At 58.9% G+C, this 17,529-nt stretch carries 13 protein-coding genes; 12 read left to right on the top strand and 1 reads right to left on the bottom strand.

Annotated features, from left to right (window positions below):
* Positions 1-352 precede the first annotated feature (352 nt).
* From LAP85_17825 to LAP85_17770, 12 genes are all read left to right on the top strand, one after another.
* On the top strand, positions 353-1,360 hold the full coding sequence (locus LAP85_17825) for a hypothetical protein (GenBank protein MBZ5498263.1): 1,008 nt from the start codon (positions 353-355) through the stop codon (positions 1,358-1,360).
* Positions 1,361-1,533: 173 nt separating this feature from the next.
* Positions 1,534-2,160: a DJ-1/PfpI family protein gene (locus LAP85_17820; GenBank protein ID MBZ5498262.1), complete on the top strand. Its 627-nt coding sequence runs from the start codon at positions 1,534-1,536 to the stop codon at positions 2,158-2,160.
* Between the two features lie 246 nt (positions 2,161-2,406).
* Positions 2,407-3,231, top strand: a complete 825-nt coding sequence (locus LAP85_17815) for an RNA methyltransferase (protein ID MBZ5498261.1) — start codon at positions 2,407-2,409, stop codon at positions 3,229-3,231.
* Positions 3,228-4,013 carry a TatD family hydrolase gene (locus LAP85_17810; GenBank protein MBZ5498260.1) on the top strand — a complete coding sequence of 262 codons (786 nt, stop codon included), beginning with the start codon at positions 3,228-3,230 and terminating at the stop codon, positions 4,011-4,013. The genes LAP85_17815 and LAP85_17810 overlap by 4 nt, the downstream gene beginning before the upstream one ends.
* A 392-nt stretch (positions 4,014-4,405) precedes the next feature.
* Positions 4,406-4,951 (top strand): RNA polymerase sigma factor, encoded by a 546-nt coding sequence (locus LAP85_17805; GenBank protein MBZ5498259.1) that lies wholly within the window; start codon positions 4,406-4,408, stop codon positions 4,949-4,951.
* The gene (locus LAP85_17800) at positions 4,948-7,017 is read left to right on the top strand and encodes a zf-HC2 domain-containing protein (GenBank protein ID MBZ5498258.1); all 2,070 of its coding nucleotides are present in this window, start codon (positions 4,948-4,950) and stop codon (positions 7,015-7,017) included. The genes LAP85_17805 and LAP85_17800 overlap by 4 nt, the downstream gene beginning before the upstream one ends.
* Before the next feature lie 375 nt (positions 7,018-7,392).
* A complete protein-coding gene (locus tag LAP85_17795; protein ID MBZ5498257.1) occupies positions 7,393-7,887 on the top strand; it encodes a hypothetical protein in 495 nt (164 codons plus the stop codon).
* A gap of 100 nt (positions 7,888-7,987) precedes the next feature.
* A complete protein-coding gene (locus LAP85_17790) occupies positions 7,988-8,722 on the top strand; it encodes a sigma-70 family RNA polymerase sigma factor (GenBank protein ID MBZ5498256.1) in 735 nt (244 codons plus the stop codon).
* Positions 8,709-12,143 (top strand): CHAT domain-containing protein, encoded by a 3,435-nt coding sequence (locus tag LAP85_17785; protein MBZ5498255.1) that lies wholly within the window; start codon positions 8,709-8,711, stop codon positions 12,141-12,143. The genes LAP85_17790 and LAP85_17785 overlap by 14 nt, the downstream gene beginning before the upstream one ends.
* A gap of 257 nt (positions 12,144-12,400) precedes the next feature.
* On the top strand, positions 12,401-12,886 hold the full coding sequence (locus tag LAP85_17780) for a hypothetical protein (GenBank protein MBZ5498254.1): 486 nt from the start codon (positions 12,401-12,403) through the stop codon (positions 12,884-12,886).
* Between the two features lie 47 nt (positions 12,887-12,933).
* Positions 12,934-13,131, top strand: coding sequence for a hypothetical protein (locus LAP85_17775; GenBank protein MBZ5498253.1), 198 nt, complete (start codon positions 12,934-12,936; stop codon positions 13,129-13,131).
* Positions 13,132-13,476: 345 nt separating this feature from the next.
* Positions 13,477-13,941, top strand: a complete 465-nt coding sequence (locus tag LAP85_17770) for a PilZ domain-containing protein (protein ID MBZ5498252.1) — start codon at positions 13,477-13,479, stop codon at positions 13,939-13,941.
* A gap of 168 nt (positions 13,942-14,109) precedes the next feature.
* Here LAP85_17770 and LAP85_17765 read toward each other — a convergent pair whose 3' ends face one another.
* Positions 14,110-17,298: a glycosyl hydrolase gene (locus LAP85_17765; protein ID MBZ5498251.1), complete on the bottom strand. Its 3,189-nt coding sequence runs from the start codon at positions 17,296-17,298 to the stop codon at positions 14,110-14,112.
* Positions 17,299-17,529 lie beyond the last annotated feature (231 nt).

Raw genomic sequence — 17,529 nt, 5'->3', positions numbered from 1 at the left:
CGCTGGAGTTCCTCCAGCATCATCTTTCGTAGTCGAGTCACAAGCCCCTCCTTGTGACCCAACCTTACTATGTTTCGGCGTTATTGCCGCCAATCAGACTATTGGCACCAAGTCCGCCGCACAGCGGCTTCGTTCAAGTCGCGTAACCGGACATGTGGATTTTCATTCCTTGCCGGTCGCTCACATCAGGGCTGCGCCGATTGTTCGGTCTCCAGGTCATTGTACAAGATCGCCGTTAACCAGGCACTTGATGGATTGGCTATTAATTTCGTACGCCCATTCAGAAGATCTATAATGGTGGTAACTCCAGTTGATTCTTTGCAGTGAGTGTATCTCCCTTGCGGGGGTGCCCATGCTTGAGATCGGTCAGCCCGAAAAGGAGGATGTGGTGCCGCACATGAGGACCATAAAGAGATATTCGCTCATCTCGGGATGGATTTTGATATTAGGGATTCTGGCCTTGGGTGTGATCCAATCGGGAGACCCGGCCAATCTCGTCGATCCCTCCGGATTTCTCTTTGTGCTGGTGGGCGGGATGGCGCTGGCGATGATCAGTTTTCCGGGCGCCGAAATCCGGTGCGCACTCCGGGATGCCGCAGGAACTCGTGCGAAAGAAACTGATTTCAGAAGCTCTGCCTTTTTCTGGGAAGCTGCGGGCCGTAGTTTCTGGATAATGGGTGTATTGCGCAGCATCCTGCATCTTATGATTTTCTTCGGCTCGATTGGTACGGTTGAATTTGGAACCTGGCAGTTGATAATAAAGGAATTGTCCCAGTCGCTTGCGACCGCGCTATATGGCCTCGTGCTGGCAGTGATCTGCTTTATCCCCTGTTGGAAGCTCACGGGGAAACTACGCAGTCGGCCGTTGGCGCCGACGGGAGTGCCAGGACCAACGTCAATCGGTCACCCTGGCTGGAGGTTCGGCATTGCATTCGGGTATGTTCTGTTGTTTTTGTTTTTGGCACCGTGGTTCCTCAAACTTTATGGGCCTACATTTAAGCCAGCATTACTGGTAGTTGTGGGCGGGACGATAGCACTTATGTTGTCTATACGCGGGGCCAATTCAGGGCCGACGCTGTCCACGGCTTTTGCAGCTATGGGGATCATCGGCTTATTGATTGGGTCCATCCAGATGCAGGGTCATGTGGCCGGGGCTTTTGCATTTCTTCTATCCTCCGGTTTTACACCGCTATTAGGGATGGTCCTTGTAGGCGCTCCTTTGGAGGATCGTGCGATCCGGACAGGACGAGTCGCCACCCCATCGGCATTCAGCCGCGTGGCCTGGTACGTCTTTCCCCTGCTGGCATTGATATTCCTGGTACCAATGTTTTTTGTGCTGACCCTGCCCGGGCTCGGATAGCAAATCTTTTCGCTGAGGTTACTGACCTCACCGATTGACTGAAAGCAGTTGATCCGCGGCTGTAACTCTGCTCGAAGAATAGCAAAAGGGATTTGAGAAGAGGTAAGATGGTTTTGTTTCATGCTTTGGCTTGCATCCGACACTTCATCACTGACCACAAAACGGAGAGAGCAATGCAAAAAATTGAGGCTTTTGCTTTGATCCTGAGTCTCCTTTTCTGCTGCAATTCTGTAGCACAAACAAACTTACAAAAGGGCAAGGTCTTGATGATCCTTAACGAGGATAAATCAGCCGATCTTGAGCTGATGCTTACAAAGGAAGTTGGAGTAATGAAAGATATGCTTCAAAAGGCCGGTTTTCAGGTCGTGGTAGCCACTGCTTCAAAGCGGCTGTTGCAAGCCGGAAACCAGAAGCTGCAACCCGACCTCAAGCTTAGCGAGGTTCGGGTATCCGATTATAGGGGATTAATCATGCCTTGCATGGCTACCAAAATTGGGCCGCTTTCTCCCGAAGGCTCGTCGATCGTCAGAGAAGCAGCGGCCAAAGGAAAGCCCATCGCAGCGCAGACCGGATCTGTTTTCCAACTTTGGCAAGCCGGTGTGCTGAAGGGCAAGAAATATGCTCTTGGACAAGGATTAGGATTACCGCCATTTGCGGATGCGACTTACAGCGGCGAGGGCGTTGTTCAGGACGGCAGGATTATTACATCTGGCACCTGCCCTTATATGGAGAAGATGGCCGGGAAAAAAGACGGCACATCCAAACTCACCGAAGCACTGATCGCCGAACTCCTGAAATGAAATCATCTGAAAGCATAGATCGGGTGGCGTTGGTCAATTGAGCTGTGGGCGCAAAGAAAATGCGAGCTTCATGATAACAGCGCTTGCCGGCACTCTCAAGCGAGCCGCAATATATCAGATCGCCAAAGGCGTTGGCCAGCAGAGGCTTGACAGGACGAGGGAGAGGGGGAATCCTGTGAATCCAGTGGGAACCCAGCTGCTTGTGCAGGTCTCCCGGCAGGAGCGCGCCCACCTTGGGATGAGGATATGAACGCCGGCTTGATCCAACGAGTCTCTTCACTCGAGCAGAATGAGCTCGAGCCTTACCGGACCTTGAAGCGCCCGATGGCGCATGCCCGCCTTGGTATTTTCGTGGCCGAAGGGGAGAAGGTCGTATGCCGGCTTCTCGATTCAGGGCTCGAGGTGAAATCTCTCCTGCTGACCCCCAACTGGCTGGCACGGCTTCAGTCTGCCGGTCATCTGGAGGGCAGGGAAGACGTGACGGTTTTTCTTGCCGAAGAGGGTTTGTTGCGCGAGATTGTCGGGTTCAACATCCATCAAGGCATTATGGCGGTGGCGAAGGCGCCGGCGGAGGGCTCCCCCGATGATCTGCCGGCTTCCCATCTGCTGGTGGCGCTCGACGGTCTGCGCACCTCAGAGAATGTAGGGGTAATCGTACGCAACTGCGCGGCCTTCGGCGTGAATGCGATTTTGGTGGGGGAGACTTCGTGCAGTCCCTACTTGCGGCGCGCGGTGCGGAACTCGATGGGCGCAGTCTTCAAGATTCCGGTCATTCATGTGACTTCTCTTGCGGAATCCCTGGGCCGATTGCGATGCCGATTCCAGACGCGCATCGTCGTCGCGGATCCGCGTGGCGCCTCAACGATCCACGGCGTGGTTTTGACCGGCAATGTGTGCATCGTCCTCGGAAATGAAGACACCGGGGTGTCGGCAGAAGTTGCCGGGCTTGCGACGGAACGCGCCGCCATTCCCATGCACAACCAGACCGACTCGCTGAATGTGGCATCGGCCGGCGGCGTGTTTTTATATGAGGCTCACCGGCAGCGGGCAGCGGCGGGAGGCCAGGCTTGAATTCCCAGACCACGCGCCTGGTGGACACCCACGCGCACCTGTGCGATCCCGTTTTCGACACCGATCGAACCGAGGTTCTCGATCGCGCCCGGGAGGTTGGGATGGCTGCAGTCATTGCAGTCGGCGAGGACCTCAAGGATGCGGAGAAAAACATTGAGCTGGCGACAGCTCATTCCATGATCCGGCCCGCTGCCGGGCTCTATCCCACACACCTCAGTCTCGAGCGCGCCGAGGAGATGCGCCGGTTCATTCGCACTCACGCAGACAGGCTGATCGCAATCGGAGAAGTCGGGCTCGATTACTGGGCGGTACAGGAGGAAACGCAGCGGGAACTGCAGCGCGAGATTCTCGCCGGTTTCATCTTGCTGGCTCGGGAGCTGAGCCTGCCGCTCAACGTACATTCCCGATCTGCCGGGCGGCATGCGGTTGCATTCCTGCTCCGGCACGAAGCTGCCAGAGTCCAACTCCATGCCTTCGACGGTAACAGCGCGGCCGCTCTTCCTGCCGTCGAGGCCGGCTTTTTCTTCTCGATTCCCCCCTCGATCGTCCGGTCCGAGCAAAAGAAAAAGCTGGTCCGGCGCCTGCCGCTCGACTGTCTGCTGGTCGAAACCGACAGCCCCGTCCTCGGACCAAAGCCCCAGGAACGGAACGAGCCCGCCAATGCCCTCCTTTCAATCCAGGCGATTGCCGAAATCAAAGGAGTCAGCCGGGCCGAAGTCGCCGAGGCCGTGAGTGAGAACACGCGCCGTCTTTATGGGGACCTGGTACTCACACCGGCCTGACACGCGATTTCCGGAACAGTCGCTCATGCGCCGTGGCGCACCCTGTGACGCATGAAAAGCTCATGTTATCCGGTTAGTGAACGTCGGGATCGGTATCGCAATCGCTATCGAGGTCAGTATCGGCTTTTTCCGGCTAAGAGTTCCGATTGCGATTTGGAAGAGTTGGAAACCGGTCGCGGCGTAATGGACATACCCTCCTGACGTCCGATTTGCAGGCTGGAGCAGCCGGGAACCGCTGCCCAGCCCCCGCCCGCCCGGCGGTTCCATTTGAGTCGGCATGGCACCTTCTCCCGACAAGTCAGATAAAATGGTCTGCAGTTCCGTTTAAACCTTTCCCGCGGCACAACTGTCTTAATACAGGAACACACACTATGGCCAGTTCCCAGCTGTTGATGGAGAAAGCAGGCTATCTGGAAGAAGACGCGAATGAGCTGATTGCCCAGGCCAGGTCCGGGAATCATGCTGCCTTCGAGATGATCTATCGTATGCATCTCAGCCGTGTCTATGCCATTTGCCTGCGCATCCTTGCGGACCGCGCCCGCGCCGAGGAGACGACCCAGCAGATTTTCGTGCGCGCATGGATCAAGTTGAACAGCTTCCGCGGAGAGAGCAGTTTCGCTTCCTGGCTCTATCGACTTTCTGTGAACGTGATTCTGGGGGAACTGAAATCGTCTGGCAGAAGGGGAGAACGGTTCGCGGCCGGGGAAGATTCGCAACCGGCTTCCGCGCACGGTGCCGAGCCCGCCCGCAATCTGCGCATGGATCTCGAGAGGGCCATCGCATCCCTTCCGCGCCAGGCGCGCGCCGTCTTTGTCCTGCATGACATCGAGGGATTCAAGCATGGGGAGATTGCCGAGGCCATGGGGCTGGCGACGGGAACCTGCAAAGCCCAGCTTTCCCGCGCGCGGAAGCTTCTAAGGGAGGCGCTCGAACGATGAAATGCCAGACTTTCGTAAACATGATGGACGATCTGATGGACGCGACGCTTCCGCCGGCTGACCACCGACGGATGGCAGAGCACCTGAAGCAGTGCAGAGACTGCCGGGAAAAAATCAGGTCGTTGCGGGCCCTGGCGTTCGAGTCAGCCTCCCTTCCCAGGAGCGTGATGCCCGAAAACGACCTGTGGCCCGGAATCATAAAGCGAATCATCGTCGCCGGACCTCCGGAAAGAATCCCCGGCCCGCAGCCTGTCCATAAAGCGGGGAGCGGATGGAATCTGAACGTGCTCTTCCACCGATGGGGATGGAGGCTGCCCGCGGTGGCCGTTGCCGGGATCGTGCTCATTCTTGCCGCCACGCGCCTGGGTACCCGCACGCACATATCTCCCCCGAAGCGGCCGGCCGTGGCCACCGTCCCCGGCCCGATGAAGCAAGACACGAAGGCTTCCGGGATGGAGAGCCTGCGCCAGCCGGCTCCGCCACCGAATCTCTCAAATCCGGGAGCGGAGACAAACTCGGCTGCGGGTGCAAAAATTCAGGGGAACGCTGCCCAGTCATGCCGGTGCGGGCCGAGTGCGGGAGTGCTGGCGGTCATCGATGAGGGCTGGATAGTGGACGAGAGCCTGACCCCCGTGCGCAGGAGAGAAATCAGATCGGAGCGTCTGTACAATCTTGCCGTGGAGAACGGGGACGATTTCTTCCTGCACAAGGCTTCCCTCGAGGCTCGAAACATGCTGCTGCGCGAGCACGATTACCTGGTCACCCGCTATCGCAGAAGGCTGGAGCAGCACCCGGGCGACCCGGACGCGATCTATCTGTATGCCTACAGCCTGATTGGCAAAAACACGCCGGAAACGATCCGGCTCATGCGGCAGCTTATAGCGGACAATCCGGACGCGCCGTGGGCCAACCTGGCTCTCGCTGAAGTCTACCGGCACTTCGACTATCCTGATAAGGATAAAGTCCAAACATATTTGAAGGCGTTCATGAAGCTGTGCCCGGACAGCCCGGAGCCGATCCGGTTCCTGATATCCATTGGCGATCCTGAGTTCGCCGCAGACACGCTCAGGCGCATGCGCGCGATTCTGGCGACCCGAACGGACACTCCGTCGTTGCTATTGTATCAGGAACTCTGGCCAATGGAGATGATCAGGCAGGCCCCCGGGGAGGATCCGGCGGCGGTTGATATGAGGATAGGCGAAGACTTGAAACGTCTCCGCGGCCTCGAGGCCGGCCGCTCCGTCGATCTCAGATTGCTGGTGCGCGTTGGCTATCAAATGATCGGGGACGCGGAAACTGCCCGATCCATGCTTGCCAGGGATACAAGTTACGACGGGCGGTGGGCGTACGTGATCCAGGAAATGACGCGGGACTGGCCCGCCAAGAATCCCGCTCCCAAAGCGGAAGCTCCGGCGGCCGCGAAGGCGGCGTATTGGGAGAGCCGCCTGCGCATGAGCGACTCGTGGATCCAGCGGCTGCCGGAGGATCCATTCGTCTGGATCGACCGGATGCAGACATTGCTGGAGCTGAAAAACCATCCCGACAGCGAGTTCATCGCGGCCGGAGAGAAAGTTCTCGAGCTCGAGCGTCAGGGCGCGGAATCGCCTGCACGGCCGGGCTGGGCGAACTGGGGATCGAACATACTGAGGGTTGCCTCCCTGTATGCGGGGCGCGGGGTCCGGCTGGATCGTGTTCCAGCCTTAATAAAGGAGGGGATTGCCGCTGCCGAGAAATACGACCGGGAGACGACGACCGACCTGATCCCCGCAGAACTATCCGACGCCAGGCAGCGATTCCGGCGCTGGCAGGAAGCGGATGATGCCTGGCAGGCGCTTGCCGAAGCGTACATCCGGCTCGGGAGGCCGGCTCGAGCGCGTGAGGCAATAGCCAGAATCGAGGCCGGACTGAGCGAATGCAGAAAACAGGTGGCCCAACTGCCCGCAATCATAAAGCGAAATGGCAAGAGGGCAATGGATCCGCTCCCATCCATGATTTCCGAACTGGCGGCCCACGAAGCTCGTTATCGCGAAACGCTTGCCCAGGTCATTAAGGCCGAGAGGAGATAGCCCCCCCCCGATGCCAGAGACCATTTCGAAGATTAAGCAATGCAAAAAGGGGTCATTCCTGATTTCCTCCTGATACACCGACTTGCCGCAGAAAGGAATGTTTTTGGGGGGAGCCGTGCCCGTGGGCCGAGGACGTCGAACGCGGCCCGTGATCTCAGAATTCCCAGGCTGAGCGCCGTCTGGCAGCCGGCGCCCACGGGAGGCTGTTGCGAAAGCTACGGAGAGCAAGAAGGGGACAGGGTTTCGAAGATGGCTCCTGGTTTCTTAGAGTGTTCGAGTCTTTGAGTCTTGGAGGCTGCCTGGCCGCTTGACCGCTAGCACGCCATGACTGAAAGAGCACAGTTAACGAGTCGCATAAATTCAAAGGGAGATGCGATGAACCGATTCATTTTGACTTTTTGCCTTGCCGTTGGATTCGGCCTTTCGGCCTCAGAGCAGGTTGCCACCAATTTCAGCGGGACCTGGATTCGCGACCAGGCTAAGAGCGATCCGATGGGAACTCTGGTTGGGGGGAGCGTTCAAACCATAGACGCGAGCCTGACTGTCAAACAAGACGCAAACCGGCTGCAGGTAGAGACCAGATGGAGTCATAAGCCTGCAACGCAGACCAACTACCTCCTGGACGGCTCCGAAAACGCCCTTCAGGGTGCGCCTGACGGTCTTTTCTACCGGGCGAAGTGGGCAGCGAACAAGCTTGTCATCGAGCAGTACGGAAGCGTCAGTTCTCCCTTTGGCACGACTGAAGTGAATACGAAGGAAGAGTGGTCACTTTCCGAAAATGGGAAGATCCTGACGGTCGCCACCGTCAGCCGCGGTTTCGGCGGCGAGATGGAGACACGGAAGCAGATTTACAACCGGCAGATGCCATAAGTCGATCCTACTGTTTCCCATGGTGTTTTTGCGTTTTCTGCTTTTTTTTTGCAGGAAATTTGATTTATCAGGAACGAAGGCGGCATATAATAACCCACCAATGTTACACAAAGGCTCGCTGCATTCAGACGGTGAACAATCCGCTCGCCTTGATCCAGTGGAGTTGTTCTTCCTCTGCGCCGCTGACAGGGAAGACGCCGCCGCCTGGAGCGAATTCCTGCGGCGATACACTTGGAAGATCAAATATTTCATCCGCGGCACCCTTCACAAGACCGTCTGCACTTTTTCCGATCCTGACGGCGCGACGGTGCCCGGCGGCATTCAAGAGAGCGATTTTCTTCAAAATACGATCCTGCGCCTGGTGGAAAAAGACTGTGCGGTCATGAAACGGTTCTCGGGTACCAGCGAGGATGAACTGTTGGCATACCTGGCCGTGATTGCGCGTTCCGTTGTAATGGACACTCTGAGGCGGCACAGGGTTTTCAAGAGCGCGGCCGCTGGCGCGTCGATGAGGAATGGCGTTGCCAAAGCGGCCAATCCGGACCCAGACCGCATAGCAGTCGATTCCAAGTCGGAACGCGAGATCCTCGGGCGTGAACTCACGTCCTTAACCCAGCGCAGTATGAGGAGCCTTTCGGGCCCCGCCCTGGCAAGGGATCAACTCGTTTTTCAGCTCTATTTCTCCCATGGTCTATCTTTCAGACAGATCGCCGAATGCAAAGGAATCAACCTGAGCAAGGCGGGCGTAGAAAAGCTGCTCAATCGGCTTGTGGACCGGGTTCGGACCCTGGCATCTGCCGCCAAACCAGAGGCAAGTCACGATGAGAAACGGTAGACTCGCTCAGCACTGCCTGACGGACGAAGAAATCTCTTCCTACATTGCCCGGGCGGGCAGAGAGAGCAAGAACATCGTCCTGGAGGCGCACCTGGCGAAGTGCGCGCACTGCCGGGAGGCGTTGGAGGACGTGCTCCGGATGTTGCATCCCGAGCCCGAGCACGCGGCCGCGGACGGCGCAGCGCCCTCCGAGGCCGAGCTGGGGAAGATGCTCGCCCTGGTGCGCCAGGTTTCCAGGAGAGAACAGTCTGCCGCCGATCGCAAGCGGCGGTGGCCGCTCTGGTCTCTTGCGGCCGCCGCGGCGGTGGCCCTGATCGCGGTCGGCCTCTGGGGTTTCCGATACATCTCGGTCACCAGACGATCCGAGGTCTTTTACGCCCAGGCAAAGACGATATTGGAGCAGGACTATACGGGGAAGAGCCCCAGCAACCTGCGCCTTGCCCTTCCTTTCACCCCTGCCACATCAACCCGCGCACCTGCAGAACGCGATGCTCTCCGGCGCGCGGAAGGGCTCTTCTTTCAGGCGCTGGGTGCCGACGGCGGCATGGCGGAAGCCCGCCTGGGAATCGCGTTTATCTACCTGACCGATTCAAAGTTCGAGGAAGCGCGCCGCGAGTTTCAATCGGTCCTGGATGCCAGGAGCGGCGATGCTCAGGCCTTGCTGGGGCGCGGAGTAGTCCAGTACGAGGAATCCGTGCGCGCCTCGGACGCGGTTCAGCGCGGCACCCTGCTGGCCGGGGCGATCGCCGATTTCGACTCCGTATTGGAGAAGATTCCCGGCTCGGCTGAAGCCCGCTACGACAAGTGCCGGGCGCTTTTTGAATCCGGCAGGCACAAGGAGGCCCTCAAGGAGATCGAAGCCTACCTCGTCCTTGACCCCGGATCCATCTGGGCGGAAGATCTGAAGCGCCTGAAAACCAGGATCCAGGCGACCAATTTCAGCGCGGTCGAAAAGGAGGTGAACCAGGCGGCGCGCGCGCGCGATCGCCCGGCCCTGGAGATTTTAGCTCAGGTGGCGCCCTACCAGATGCCGGCCGCAATCCGCGGGGCCATGCAGCGCAGCCTGGAGCCGGATTCCATGGAAGCAGCTCCGAACAGTCCCCATCCCGCGGATCAGCTCTGGGCAGCACGAGTGATGGAAGCTGCCTATAGCAGCGTTACTGGAGATCAGAGCTACAAACCACTGTTTGAGTTCTACAGCAGCCTTACGCAAGAGGAACGCGCACTCAAGTGGGATTTGGACTGCAGGCTTAAGGTTCTCGTGGAGCTACACAAGAGCGGGGATGTGGCTGCTGCAATGAGCGGGATCCCGGCTCTGGAAGAACGGTTCACAAGCCTTAACGATTCCTGGCAGCTCTTCAACGTCCATCACCTCCGCGGGAATTCCTTATACTTCGCCAGGGCTGATTACGGCGCTGCACTAACCGAATACGGCAAAATGCTCGAAATCGCCAAGCGTCTCGATTCCCCCGAAATGAGGGCCAAGGCGCTCGCTTCGCTGGCGATCGTCTATGGAGAGCAGAGGAAGTTCAACGATGTCCTGCGCTGCGCGGAAGAACTGAAAAAGCAGGCTATGACCTACAACCTGGATTACTGGAAAGCATATTCCTGCTTCGTGTCGGGGAGCCTGTTCCGGAGGCTGGGACAGCTGGACCGGAGCCTTCTGGAATACACCGCAGGCCTGGGTTTGGCGTTTCGGATACGCGATGAAGGGGTACTGATCGACATCCTCGAAAACACGGGCCTCGTAATGGACCGTCTGGGCCGACTTGGGGATGCCCGCAGCTGTTACCGCGAGGCCTACGATCAGCAGAACGCATTTCAGGAGGGCCAAACGGAAGAACCGGTGCCGGCGACGATTCTTCGCCAACTGAATCTGCTTTATAAACAGGGGGACCTCACCCTGCGCATGGGCGATCTGGGCGCCGCCGAAAAGCTCTTCAAGGAGAGCCTGGAGTCTGCACCCACGGGAATGCGTGAGCTCGCTGCCCGCAACCGCATCGGCCTGGCCGAGGTTTACCTGAGTCAGAGGCGGATGCGGGAGGCAGGGGAGATGCTGGCTGCCATCCCGTCATCCAACGAGTACCAAGAGATCAATTGGCAAGCAAGGTTTCTCAAGGGCAGGCTTCTCGAGGATAGCGGAGATCACGCGGCGGCACTGGCGTCTCTGCAGGAGGCAACGAGAGTCCTGGAGCAGTTGCGCCGGAACATCGATCCTGGGGAACTCAGGCGGTCGTTTCTCACCGAGCGATTTGACCCCTACCGGGCCATCGTTGCCATACTCCACCAAACGTACGACGATTCCCGCCAGGCGCTGGACTATGTGGATCGGGCGAAGTCGATGACGCTGAGGGAACGCCTCCGGCTGCAGACTCCAAATTCCGGTTCGATCCCATCGCCTCCGGCGAACAGACCTGGGAGTGAGAATCGAGCCTCCGCCATGGCGGTCCTCGAATATTTTTTTGTCCCGGACCGGTTGTTGATTTTCGTGGAATCTCAAGGGCGCCTGCACACTGTTTCCCAAGGGATCTCGATCAAAGATCTCGATGTTCAGGTGCGGGAGTATCTGGCGAGCGTCAACAAAGGCGATACGGCCGCCTTCGCGGCTCTTTCGCGCAGGCTTTTTGCCGAGCTGATCGCTCCGGTCCAGCAGGAACTGTTAAGCGGACTGACCGGAACTCTGGTAATTTTGCCCGATGGCCCTCTCCACCTTCTGCCTTTTGCGGGCTTGCAGGATGAGCAGGGGAGATTCCTGATCGAACGCGCGCCAATTGCGATCGCGCCGTCACGGAGCATACTCAATCACTGCGTCGCACTCGGCGAGAGCCGGAAATCCTCCGGCGACCCTCGCATCCTTTTGATCGACGGGTCGGCAAGCCTCCCGCATGCGGGCGACGAGCTGGCAAATCTTTCGAGGTTGTACGGCAGGAGCGCGAGAAGGCTGTCGCCCGACGACCTGCGCTCCGGCGCGCAAGCGGCCGCGGATGCGGCCATCATCCATTTTGCCGGTCATTCCATCACCCACGAGGGCAAGCCGGTATTGCTGCTCCAGACATCTCCCTCGGAGGTCTATCTGGATAGCACCGTGATCAGCGGCTGGAAGCTGCAGCAGGCTCGTCTGGTCTACCTCGCGGGATGCGACACCGGGACCGGTCCGCTGGCCGAAGGTGAAAGCCCCTGGGGATTAATCCCCGCATTTCTGCAGGCCGGGGCTCCGGCGGTCATTGCCAGCCTTTTACCCGTCGATGACGCATCCACGGGCATGCTCACTTCCCGTTTCCACGAACTGATGCGCCAGGGGGCAGCCAAGGCGGAGGCCCTGCAAAAGGCGCAGCTCGAGCTTCTCAAGTCTGCTCGGTCCAGGGGCACACTCGAGCCTCAGGCGTGGATTCCCTATATTCTTGTGGGCGATCCTCGGTAGATCCATCTTCGGTTTTCCGCTTCAATCCGCGCCAAAAAAAATTTCGAGTAGGCAATTTTTGTTTTTCTGCGTTCTTGTGGGTAGGAGAACAGAATAGGAGGAGGCATTCAAATGGGCGCCCAGGTTGCGTCAACAACCGGGGCGCCTTGAACACCTTTATCTCGGATCGCGAGACTATGCAAAGTGTCAACACATCTTATCCCACGCATTTCCTGCTTTCAACTTTCAACCGGAGTCACTTCAGCGAGGAGCCGACAATGAAATGTCCCAAAATAATGCTGACTTCAGTGTTTATAGCGTCTTTGTTTCTCATCCTGGTTCCCAGCGCCGCGCTGGGCCAGAGCGACCCCCCTCCAAAGTGCTGCAATCAGGATCCTCCGCCACCTGGCACCAACTCCATGGTGGGAGGCGGGGTTTCCAGCCAGGTAGCGATGTCCGACAGCGTGCTGCAGACGATGGGTATCAGCCGCTGCCAGTTTCTGGACAACCTGGTTTCCGCGCTCTTCCCCGGCAAGGATGTCACGCTGATCTATTCGGTCACTACCACCGTAAGTGTGCCCAACACCACGTCTTCGGACACAACAACGCCGACATTGGTAACGGTCACCTACCAGTATCGGATGCTGCGATCACAGATGCAGCCCGAGGCGATCAATGCTCTTGATCAGTTTGTGATCACGGATGGAGTAATCTCGATCGGAATTAAGTTCACTCCGGCCATTACTTCCGCACTTCTTCAGTAAGGCGGCTGGCCGCTCCCCGGAAAACAAACGAGAGGAAGGAGGGTCATATGGAGCTGCTTGAAAGGACAAATTGTGTGGACCTGCTCTTAGACCTTGTCTTTTACGAGATGCACAGCAAGCGCCTGAGTCCTGAAATGGCGTACCTCCTCGAAGGACATCTGGAAAGCTGTTCAAGCTGCCGGGAACGGATTCTCACTTTTCGGCGGATCCTGGGGGAGCAGAGGATTCAGAGAAACTTCGGGTAGGCAGGCATGGGGCTCGAACGCAGGCAGCAGGGGCTTTTGAAAGCCGGTCAGGGACCACTTTCAGCTGACCGGATGATCGCCCAGGCTGCCGCCGAAATTTCGAGTAGGCGATCGCCTGCTTTCCTGCGTACTTGTATCAAGACTTGGCGGTGTGTCCCGGCCGCCGTCTTCCAGGCGTAGCCACGGATCGGCTGACCTGTGGAATCGAAAGGGCCGACGTGCTGCATTCCCGGCAGCGTCGGCTCATGGTTGTGATTGAAAGCCCTTTCTATCATGGATGTGACCTTTATGCTGAAACAACACCATCGAGAAGGAGATTTGGCCCGAACAGCGAGGAGGGAAGCGATGAAGAGCTGGGGGCAGGGCGCGGAAGCTGACATCGGGGGGCGAGGATTTGTGCGGTTTATTGTCCCTGGAGCCACCGTTTCCTATCGAAGCGGCGGTTTCTGGCAACGCAGAATGGACACCCCGTCGGAACAGAGATTTCCAGCGGTCAATATCAGCAAGGGGGGAATAGGATTCCTGACCGACACCCCTCCGAAATCGATTCGAGTCTCGCTCCTCCTAAGGTATTCGGAAAAAGATGAGCCCATCCAACTGGAGGGCAAGGTTGTCTATGCCGTGGCGCGGGGACCCGCACTCAGCTACCGGTATCGAGTCGGCGTCGAGTTCAACCCTTTTTCGGCGAAAAAAGGGGACAATTCCCTGGAATCACTGCGTATGCTCGACAGGTTGGAGAAGACCTACGGCCATGGCCCCGCCCCGGGATCACGTCCGGGGACCGACGAGGGATCGCCCCCGGGGCTCTGAAGGCCGGCTGGTCGCCTGCAACAGTGGAAAGGATTCTCCCGATGGCGGCCGCCAGAGCATTCAATCACGGGTCCTTTCATTTGCGGCTCGCGCAATCTGTGGAAGCCGGGATTTCAGCTTCGGACGAACATCCGCAGGCATCTTTGTCTATCTGCGGCCTTGCACGCCTCACTTGTCGCGGACCGGATCCAAGCTCAACCGTTTCGTTTCGGCGTTGAATGCGGCCAAATCGTGTTCCAGCACCTGCTGCAGCTTGTCCGTCAGCACCTTGAGTTCCGCCGACAGGTCGGCGAAGACGGGTTGGGCATTGCCAATCGGCTTGCCGTCCCCGTGGTTGACCATGGACAACAGGGACGCAAGTCGATTGTTCAATTTGATGGGAAAGTTCAGCGGATCCTGGCCGCTTTGATTCCTCACCTGATAGATCTCCTCCTCCACCGCGCTCAGATTCTTGATGAGCGGGTCGCCCGCCGCCTTAAGCTTTGCGTCGGATGCTGGTTTCGAAAGCCGATCAACAACCTGGCTCTTCACGCTGCGGATCTGGATGACCGCGTTATTAGCTTCACTCACCTTGTCGCGGATCCGGATCGCCAGGTCGAACTGTTCCTTGAGATCCGCGTCCGTGACGTCGGTGTAGAGCGGATGTCTCTTGACGAAAAGCGGCTGCATCTGCGTCTCGCCGTCGACCGTCATCCTCACCTGATATGTTCCGGGTGCGGCAGCCGGCCCGGTTACACTGCCGCCCCACAGAATCATGCCTGGGAATGACGTGGCGCTCGGATAACGCAGATCCCAGGACACGGTGTTCAGGCCGGCCGCCATGGACGCGCCTGACCCTCCGCTACCACGACTGCCACGGCCCCGGCCGCCGGCCGCAGCTCCAGGTCCTTCACCCGCACCGCGGCCGGCGCTGCCGGAAAAAGACCTGATCACCTGCCCCTTGCTGTCGAGGATATCGATCGTCAGGCTCTGGGCCGGCTGCCTCAGCAGGTAGATGATCGTCGCCCCGCCGGCCGATCGGATCGCATCGTCGGGCTTGAACAGATATGCGCCGGCCGATGCGACTGCCGGCGTGTACTGCCGCAACGGCGCGACGTGATCCAGAACATAGAAGCCGCGTCCGTGGGTCGATATTGCTATGTCGTTGGCCTCGACGGCGATGTCCGAGATCTGCGTGTCGGGCAGGTTCAGCGACAAAGTCAGCCAGGTGTCGCCGTCGTCGTATGAGATGTAGAAGCCATCCTGAGTTCCGGCGTAGAGCAGGCCTTTTCGTGTAGGATCCTCACGCACGGCGTGCACGTATTCGAGGGGTCCGATACCGTTGACGATCTTCGTCCAGGTCTTGCCGAAGTCGTGTGTCCGAAAGATGTACGGTGCCAGGTCCCCCAGCAGCGGCCGCTTGACCGCAACGTAGGCTGTGCCCGCGTCGAACGCCGATGCATCGATGATGCTGACCCGCCCAAAGTCAGGCATGCCTTTCGGTGTTACGTTTGCCCAGTTCTTGCCGCCGTCGCGAGTGACATGGATCAAACCGTCGTCCGAACCCGCCCAGACGACGTTGACATCCGTCTTTCCCGGACCAAGCGCGAACACAGTTGCGTACACCTCCGGGCTGTTCATGTCGTGTGTGATCGGACCACCCGAGTCGCCCATGGTCTTCGGATCGTGTCGCGTGAGGTCGCCGCTGATTTTCTCCCAGGTCTGCCCGCCCGTGGTGGTCTTCCACACGTGTTGCGTGGCGGAGTAGAGTATGTTTGAATCAACCGGCGAGAAGATGATCGGATAGGTCCATTGCACACGCTCGACCAGCGCACTGGACGGCGCGCCGCTGAACATGCGCGGATACACTCCAACCTCCCGGTTTTCGCCCGTCTTGCGGTTGATCCTGGTCATGAACGAGCCGTTGTTGCCGCCCGCAAAAAAGACGTCGGGATCTTTCGGATCGGGCGCAATATAACCCGGCTCGGCGCCCCCCGCGCCGTACGTGGCCGGAGCCCCGGAGCCGCGTCCACCACGCCCCCCTCCGGCGCCGCCGCGTCCGCCGCCCCCGCCAAGGCCCGTGTTGCTCGGCACACAGATCGTGCTGCTGTCCTGCTGCGCACCGCACACGTGGTATGGGACGTGCCTTGTGGTCACGACGTGGTAGAACTGTCCGGTGGGGAAATCCCGTGCGCTCCACTGCCCGCCGCCGGCATAGGTGACGGCACCGCCGCTGTCACTGGCGTGCATGATGTGGTTGGTGTCGTCAGGATCAATCCACAGATCGTGGGAATCGCCGCCGGCGAAGTTCAGCAATGTCTTCCCGCCATCGGTAGACTTGAACGTGCCGACGTTCTGGACGTAGACGATGTCGCGATTCTTCGGGTCTGCCGTCACATGAGTGTAGTAGAAAGCGCGCTGGCGGATGTTGCGGCCCTCGTTGACCGACTTCCACGTCGCACCGGCGTCGTCTGAGCTGAAGAGGCCGCCGTTAGCATTCTCGATGATGGCGTAGACGCGATTGGAATCGGCGCCGGAGACAGACACGCCGATCTTGCCGTCGACGCCCTGGGGCAAGCCCGGATTGCGGGTAATGTCCGTCCAGGTCTCGCCTCCGTCCGTCGACTTGTAGAGACCGCTGCCCGGACCCCCGCTCGACATCGTGTATTCCATGCGATAGGCTTCCCAGAGCGCTGCAAACATGACTTTCGGATTCCGCTGATCGATGGAGATGTCGACCGCCCCGGTCTTATTGTCTTTGAAGAGTGTGCGCCTCCAGGTCTTGCCGCCATCCGTGCTTTTGTAGACGCCGCGTTCTTCGCTGGGAATGCTGAGGCGGCCGAACGCCGCAACGAAGACGATGTCCGGGTTGAGCGGGTGGATGCGGATTTTGGAGATCACCCGGGCGTCGGGGAACGCCACGTGCGTCCACGTCTTGCCGGCGTCGGTCGACTTGTAGACGCCGTCGCCTTCCATGACATCGCCGCGGATGCACGACTCGCCCATGCCGATGAAGACAAGGTCGGGATTCGTGTCCGATACGGCCACGGCACCTACGGAGGAACTGTGGATCTGGCCGTCCGTCACCGGCGTCCAGTTTTCGCCGCCATCAATGGTTTTCCACAAACCGCCGCCTGTGGCGCCGAAGTAGCCTTCCTTGGGCCTCCCCTTCACCCCTGAGATGGCGATGGACCGTCCACCCCGCTCGGGGCCGATGCTGCGCCAGCGGAACGTGTTGAGAATCATGGGGTCGATGCCGCTGCCGGTCTGAGCCCTGCCGGCCTGCCGGGCTGCATGCAACCGGAGGCTCCAGGCGCCGGTAAGCGCGAGAGCCAGGAAAACAGCTGGGGCGATAACGCGATGGGACGAGCGCAGCATGGGTGTTCCTCCTCCGATGGTGAGTGGTTTGTCTTGCTTTATTGGGAGCAGACTACCATCGGGCGAGGAGAAAATCTCGCGGAAATATTTCAAGAAGCCGGAGATGGGACAGCGTCCAGGACTCAAAGGCTCAATTGCTCAAGCAGTAACAGCATAGATCCATCCCTTTGGGGACAGCGCTTCCCAACCGGGAGCACGCATGAGGCGCTGCCTGGACCTTCGAGCAAAACT

The organism is Terriglobia bacterium, assembly GCA_020072565.1.
GTDB lineage: Bacteria > Acidobacteriota > UBA6911 > UBA6911 > UBA6911 > JAFNAG01.
Note: the sequence above shows the minus strand (reverse complement) of the source record. Positions and strands in the feature narration are given on the sequence as shown.

What these genes read in the sequence shown, in the direction of transcription:
- LAP85_17795 (MBZ5498257.1), top strand. Translation starts at nt 7,393, where the DNA reads ATGAACCGATTCATTTTGACTTTTTGCCTTGCCGTTGGATTCGGCCTT.
- LAP85_17775 (MBZ5498253.1), top strand. Translation starts at nt 12,934, where the DNA reads ATGGAGCTGCTTGAAAGGACAAATTGTGTGGACCTGCTCTTAGACCTT.
- LAP85_17785 (MBZ5498255.1), top strand. Translation starts at nt 8,709, where the DNA reads ATGAGAAACGGTAGACTCGCTCAGCACTGCCTGACGGACGAAGAAATC.
- LAP85_17800 (MBZ5498258.1), top strand. Translation starts at nt 4,948, where the DNA reads ATGAAATGCCAGACTTTCGTAAACATGATGGACGATCTGATGGACGCG.
- LAP85_17770 (MBZ5498252.1), top strand. Translation starts at nt 13,477, where the DNA reads ATGAAGAGCTGGGGGCAGGGCGCGGAAGCTGACATCGGGGGGCGAGGA.
- LAP85_17805 (MBZ5498259.1), top strand. Translation starts at nt 4,406, where the DNA reads ATGGAGAAAGCAGGCTATCTGGAAGAAGACGCGAATGAGCTGATTGCC.
- LAP85_17790 (MBZ5498256.1), top strand. Translation starts at nt 7,988, where the DNA reads ATGTTACACAAAGGCTCGCTGCATTCAGACGGTGAACAATCCGCTCGC.
- LAP85_17780 (MBZ5498254.1), top strand. Translation starts at nt 12,401, where the DNA reads ATGAAATGTCCCAAAATAATGCTGACTTCAGTGTTTATAGCGTCTTTG.
- LAP85_17815 (MBZ5498261.1), top strand. Translation starts at nt 2,407, where the DNA reads ATGAACGCCGGCTTGATCCAACGAGTCTCTTCACTCGAGCAGAATGAG.
- LAP85_17820 (MBZ5498262.1), top strand. Translation starts at nt 1,534, where the DNA reads ATGCAAAAAATTGAGGCTTTTGCTTTGATCCTGAGTCTCCTTTTCTGC.
- LAP85_17765 (MBZ5498251.1), bottom strand. Translation starts at nt 17,298, where the DNA reads ATGCTGCGCTCGTCCCATCGCGTTATCGCCCCAGCTGTTTTCCTGGCT.
- LAP85_17825 (MBZ5498263.1), top strand. Translation starts at nt 353, where the DNA reads ATGCTTGAGATCGGTCAGCCCGAAAAGGAGGATGTGGTGCCGCACATG.